Source organism: Catenibacterium sp. (assembly GCF_052354645.1).
Taxonomy (GTDB): Bacteria; Bacillota_I; Bacilli_A; order Erysipelotrichales; family Coprobacillaceae; genus Catenibacterium; species Catenibacterium mitsuoka_A.
Window position 1 is genome coordinate 1 of sequence record NZ_DAWDDM010000144.1, and the last position, 5,039, is coordinate 5,039.

Genomic DNA, 5,039 nt, shown 5'->3' on the forward strand with positions numbered 1-5,039 from the left:
CGAAGATTGACTTATTCATTTTATTAGATACATATAAAGCGATAAAGTCAGTACCGGCTGTACTTGCATTACCTCTCAAGGCAATCACAGTCGCAAATCCATAAAGGAATCCACCAAAACAGACATTTAAGATCACATCATCAAATAATGGATCAAAAGATAATACCCTTGTGAAAATACTGAAGAAGATAACTTGTAAGAAAGAAAAGAAAACAAACTTCTTGCCTATTGTCTTATAACATACAATGGCGACAGGTAGATTGAGTACAATCACAAGTGTGGAAATAGATAAAGAATACCCATAAAGCATACTGATACGATTAATTAAAATCGCAACACCTGTAAAACCACTTGATAAAAGATCAGAAGGATTCAAAAATGTCTGAAGAACAAATGTCTGTAAGAGTGCCGAAAAGAACACCGCAAAGAAAGTAATAATATATCTTTTATTTGTTTTGTAGGCTGCTGACAAGTTTTTCGACATTTTCCTGGTCCACACTTTCAGTTATGGCAAATCATGATTGCCATAACTTTTTCTATTTTTCAGTTTTATAAGCGTCTCTGACACCATCAAGTTTTTTGCTGCCAATACGTGCATGGAACTGAGGATCTTTTGGGATATCTGGATTGATACCTAAATCCTGAGGAGCAAGACACGCCAATACCTGCATCGGAATGATATATTCCCATGGAGAGAAGAGAGGATCTTCTGTGAATGGAACGATACAATCCTTATTAGTTGGTGCATCTACACCTTCTGGTGAAGCAATTAAGTAATTATGTGGTGTCCACTCTTTAAGGATTTCAATAAGTTTTAAAGTACGAGGCTTATAGTCACCCTTAGAGCCAAGATAGAAGATATGAGCACTTTCAGTAATAGAGTTATAAATACCATGGAAGAATTCTTCAATATCATAGCCTGTTACACCCTGTCTTACTGTTTCAAGTACTTTTAATGCACCTTCTAAAACATCAGCATAGTTTCCATCATAGCCTACGACAATAATTCTTTTAGCTGGTAAGAATTCATCTTTAATTCTTCCATACCATTCTGTTGCTGCATTTACAATGTTTGGCATATTACCAATAACTTTAAACATTCTTTCTTTGTAACCTTCAAATGACTCTTCAGAAAGAATACCTTTTGCGATAGCCCATTCTGAAAGCATCATCATTAAAGTAACAGTAGTACCAGCATAGCCTTTAGTCTTGGCACCACATTTTTCATTACCCACTTCAATTCTTGTCTTAGTTGTTGCATGATCAAATACAAGCGCAGTAGGATTTTCTGATACTGCCGCAGTATAGAGTCCCTGTGTTGTAGCGGCATCTAAACCTTCTACAGTAGATAAACTCTGTCCACCCTGTGACATGCCAATAACCAAAGTCTTCTTATTAAAGACTTTTTCACTTCTATGGAACTGTGTAGGATACATGCAGAACACTTTAAGGTTTAATACTTCTTCTAAATAGTTCTTTGCTGAAAGTCCCGCATGATATGAAGTACCTGATCCAATAACATAAATCTGTTCAATATCTTTATCTTTGAATTCTTCTACGAATTCATGAGTAATTTCTTTTCTGTTATCAATAATATGTGTTAACACTTCCGGTGTTTCACATATATAGTTATACATATTTGAAGCCATTTTATAAAATACCAAAGAAAGAGCAAACAATACCAAGAATTAAAATACCCCAAAGTAAAGTTGTACTCTTCATTCCTTTCTCTAATAAAGTATAAATAATAAAAGTAAATCCTAGAGGTAGGAAGCCTTTAATAATACCATCAAAGATTTCCTGTAATACGATTTTTGTACCATTTAAATGGAATACGAATGGCGTAGAAATAGATACCATAGAAGCACACATAGAACCAACAACTAGTAAACCAAGTACCTTAGCTGCTTCAGTTAATACCGCAACTACGCCACCTTCATTCATACTTGCTAAGAAGCCAACACCACTCTTATAACCCATCTTTAATCCATAATAACGAACAAGAAAATGAGGAATGTTATAAATAAGTAAGAATAGAATAGCACCTAAGATACTTCCCTTAGCCGCTAAGCTTGTACCAATACCAGCACCAATGATTCTGAATGTTCCCCAGAAGAATGAATCACCAATACCAGCAAGAGGACCCATTAAAGCAGTCTTAACAGCATTGATTGATTCTTCATCTACTTCTTCACCATTGTCTTTAGCTTTCTTGAACTTCTCTTCCATTGCGATAGACGCACCCGCAATAAAACTAACGACTGCAGGAGTTGTATTAAAGATAGCTAAATGTCTCTTTAAAGCATCTGAAATATCTTTCTTATCTGTATAAAGCTTCTTTAAAGCGGGAACCATCATATAAGCGAAGCCTACGTTCTGCATTCTTTCAAAACAGAAACAAGCCTGTAACGGGAATGTACGCCAGAATGTTTTCTTATACACATCAGGTGTCATCACTGTATCCTGAGTGTTCAATTCTTTGTTTTCCATTATAATTCGCCTCCTAGATCATCAGATAATTCATCTGTTTCAACTTCAACAGCCACATTATTTTTTCTATTTGAGATTGTATACTGATAAATTGTATATGCGATAGCTGCACCGATAACGGCAGTACCTACAGTGTTCACTGAAAGTAAGGCTGTTAAGGCCCAGCCAATGAAGAAGAATGCTGCATTCTTCTTATCAAATAATAACTGCATAAGAATTGCGATACCTAGTGCAGGAAGCATACCACTTGCTGCATTTAAACCATTTGTTACAAACTTTGGAATCATCTTTACAAATGCGCTGATTACAGATGAACCTAAGTATGCGCCTAAGAATACAAGCAAGAAGTAAGCAATAAAGAATAGGAATGCCCCACCCCATAAAGCTCTGTCAATACCACCAAAGTCTGCTTCTTCAGCTGCTTTATCAGCCATATGAACAAAGAATCCGTTAGCTGTTCTTACAAGAATACCAACAACCTGTCCTAAAGAAGCAATCGGTAACGCAAGAGCAACCGCTGCAGAAACATCAAGCTTAGAAACAATCGCAAATGCTGTTGCTAAGATTGCACCAGACACTGTATCTGGAGGTGTAGCAGAACCGATACCTACAACACCCATCATAATTAATTCTAATGAACCACCAACAATAATACCTGTTGTAAAATCACCTAAGATCAAACCTACGAGTGGGCCTAATACTAATGGACGGTCAATCATCCATATTCCGCCAACTCTACTATCCCAAATTCCAATACCACCTAGTAAACCAAGTAGTAATGCTTGTACTATACTCATAAGGTTACCCCTTTCTATTTATTAAAGTTTCTTCTAATTTCTTCAGTACTTAATGCTTTTGATGTAGGCACTGCCTGCATGAATACATGGAATCCATCATTTTCAAGTTCATCCATAACTTCAATATCATGTGCACTCATATATGAGTTCATTTCAATATTTTTCTTTCCTTCACCATTTCTTAAACCACCAAGAAGGATATCCTTGATTTCTGTACCTGTCTTTTCACAGACAAACTTAGCATCATCTAAGTCTTTAGTAATAACAAGAATTCTTCTTGAGGCATGTTTAGGATTATTAATAACATTTACAGCACCCTGTAAAGATTTCATTGAAAGTGTTACACCAGCAGGAGTTGCAAGTTTGAATGCAACCTGCATATTCTTATCTGTAATAAGATGATCATTCGCAACTAAGATTACGTCTACCTTATAATGACGTGTCCAAGCTACTGCTACCTGTCCATGTAATAATCTGTCATCTACTCTTAATACCTGAATCATTGTCATATCCTCCTTTATAAATCACCATCATCAGTAATTTCATCCATTGTGTTAAACATATCTTCTACGAGATACATTCCGTTTTTAGTTTCTTCAATCGCTTCATTAATAACTCTTCTGTTATTTTCTTTATTTGAAGTAAGATTTAAGAAAGATAAGCTCATGACAAGTCCAAGATTCATACCTGTCACAACATAAATATTATCTCTCTTTTCAATTTGCTTAATTGCAGTCTGAGTTGTGCTTCCCCCTGGAATATCAGTTACGATAATAATAGGTTCCTGAGTTTCGAAGGAATCAATAAGATTATCAAGGCTGTCTTCTATTTCCTGCACTGGCTGATCAAGCAAAACATTAAGTGTCTTGAATTGATGGCTACCAATAATAAGCTGACAGGAATCAGCTACACCATTTGCGAGTTTTCCGTGTGAGAAGAGAATCATGTTTGTCATGTAAATCACCTATCCTTCTTTTAAATAACTATGCATCTTGAAATGGAACTGAGGGTCACTCGGAATATTACAATCAATTCCTAAGTCTAATGAAAGTTTTCTAGCAAGAACCTGCATTGGAATAATGTACTGTAATACTGCAAATTCTTCATCATCTGTAAATGGGAATACTAAATCCTTAGGATTATTTGTATCCTCATGTGTAATTAAGAAATTATGACTATGTCTTTCTTCCTCGAAGTAACGTTTTAAACGTAAGATTCTGTCATAATACTGACCTTTAGAACATACATAAAGCATATATGTGTTTTTATCAATACAGTGATAGATACCATGCATGAATTCTTCTAATTCGAATCCCTGTACACTATATCTCACTGCTTCGCAGATTTTTAATGTACCTTCCATCATATCAGCAAGACAATTATCATAACCAATAACATATAAGCGACGGCACTTTAGTAAATCTTCCTTATTTTTTAAGTACCAGTTGCTTGCAGCTTCCGCAATATCTGGAATCGCATCTGCTGCCGCCTGCATTCTATTTAGATAATCTTCAAATTCTTCCTGAGTAATCTTTCCCTGTTTTAAGGCTACCTTTAATGCAAAAATCATAAAAGTAACAATAGAACCAATATATCCCTTTGTTTTTGGTCCTGCTTTTTCTTCACCGATTTCAACATAGAGTTTAACATCTCCATGATGTTCTACTGGTCTGCCTCTTTCTGCAGTCATCGCAATTGTACCGAATCCACATTCCTTAGCTTTATCTAGCCCAGCAATAGTAGAAGCTGACA

At 35.6% G+C, this 5,039-nt stretch carries 7 protein-coding genes; all 7 read right to left on the minus strand.

Features of this window, described 5'->3' with window-relative positions; genetic code table 11:
* The coding region (locus ACT8VG_RS07195; protein WP_444195508.1) for a YitT family protein at positions 1 to 484 on the minus strand (484 nt) is incomplete at its 3' end.
* 52 nt (positions 485 to 536) lie between these two features.
* Positions 537 to 1,637, minus strand: coding sequence for an SIS domain-containing protein (locus tag ACT8VG_RS07200; protein WP_195921630.1), 1,101 nt, complete (start codon positions 1,635 to 1,637; stop codon positions 537 to 539).
* 13 nt (positions 1,638 to 1,650) lie between these two features.
* On the minus strand, positions 1,651 to 2,490 hold the full coding sequence (locus ACT8VG_RS07205; protein WP_187012723.1) for a PTS system mannose/fructose/sorbose family transporter subunit IID: 840 nt from the start codon (positions 2,488 to 2,490) through the stop codon (positions 1,651 to 1,653).
* Complete coding sequence (locus tag ACT8VG_RS07210; protein ID WP_187012724.1) at positions 2,490 to 3,287, minus strand: PTS mannose/fructose/sorbose/N-acetylgalactosamine transporter subunit IIC; 798 nt, start codon at positions 3,285 to 3,287, stop codon at positions 2,490 to 2,492. Before ACT8VG_RS07210 ends, ACT8VG_RS07205 begins: the two co-directional genes overlap by 1 nt.
* Before the next feature lie 14 nt (positions 3,288 to 3,301).
* Positions 3,302 to 3,790 (minus strand): PTS sugar transporter subunit IIB, encoded by a 489-nt coding sequence (locus ACT8VG_RS07215; RefSeq protein ID WP_055233950.1) that lies wholly within the window; start codon positions 3,788 to 3,790, stop codon positions 3,302 to 3,304.
* 14 nt (positions 3,791 to 3,804) lie between these two features.
* Positions 3,805 to 4,242 carry a PTS sugar transporter subunit IIA gene (locus tag ACT8VG_RS07220; RefSeq protein ID WP_187012725.1) on the minus strand — a complete coding sequence of 146 codons (438 nt, stop codon included), beginning with the start codon at positions 4,240 to 4,242 and terminating at the stop codon, positions 3,805 to 3,807.
* A gap of 9 nt (positions 4,243 to 4,251) precedes the next feature.
* Positions 4,252 to 5,039 (minus strand): SIS domain-containing protein (locus ACT8VG_RS07225; protein ID WP_444195509.1); only part of this gene is annotated, 788 nt, incomplete at its 5' end.

Coding starts and splice junctions, on each gene's coding strand:
- ACT8VG_RS07200 (WP_195921630.1), bottom strand. CDS start 1,637: ATGTATAACTATATATGTGAAACACCGGAAGTGTTAACACATATTATT.
- ACT8VG_RS07205 (WP_187012723.1), bottom strand. CDS start 2,490: ATGGAAAACAAAGAATTGAACACTCAGGATACAGTGATGACACCTGAT.
- ACT8VG_RS07210 (WP_187012724.1), bottom strand. CDS start 3,287: ATGAGTATAGTACAAGCATTACTACTTGGTTTACTAGGTGGTATTGGA.
- ACT8VG_RS07215 (WP_055233950.1), bottom strand. CDS start 3,790: ATGATTCAGGTATTAAGAGTAGATGACAGATTATTACATGGACAGGTA.
- ACT8VG_RS07220 (WP_187012725.1), bottom strand. CDS start 4,242: ATGACAAACATGATTCTCTTCTCACACGGAAAACTCGCAAATGGTGTA.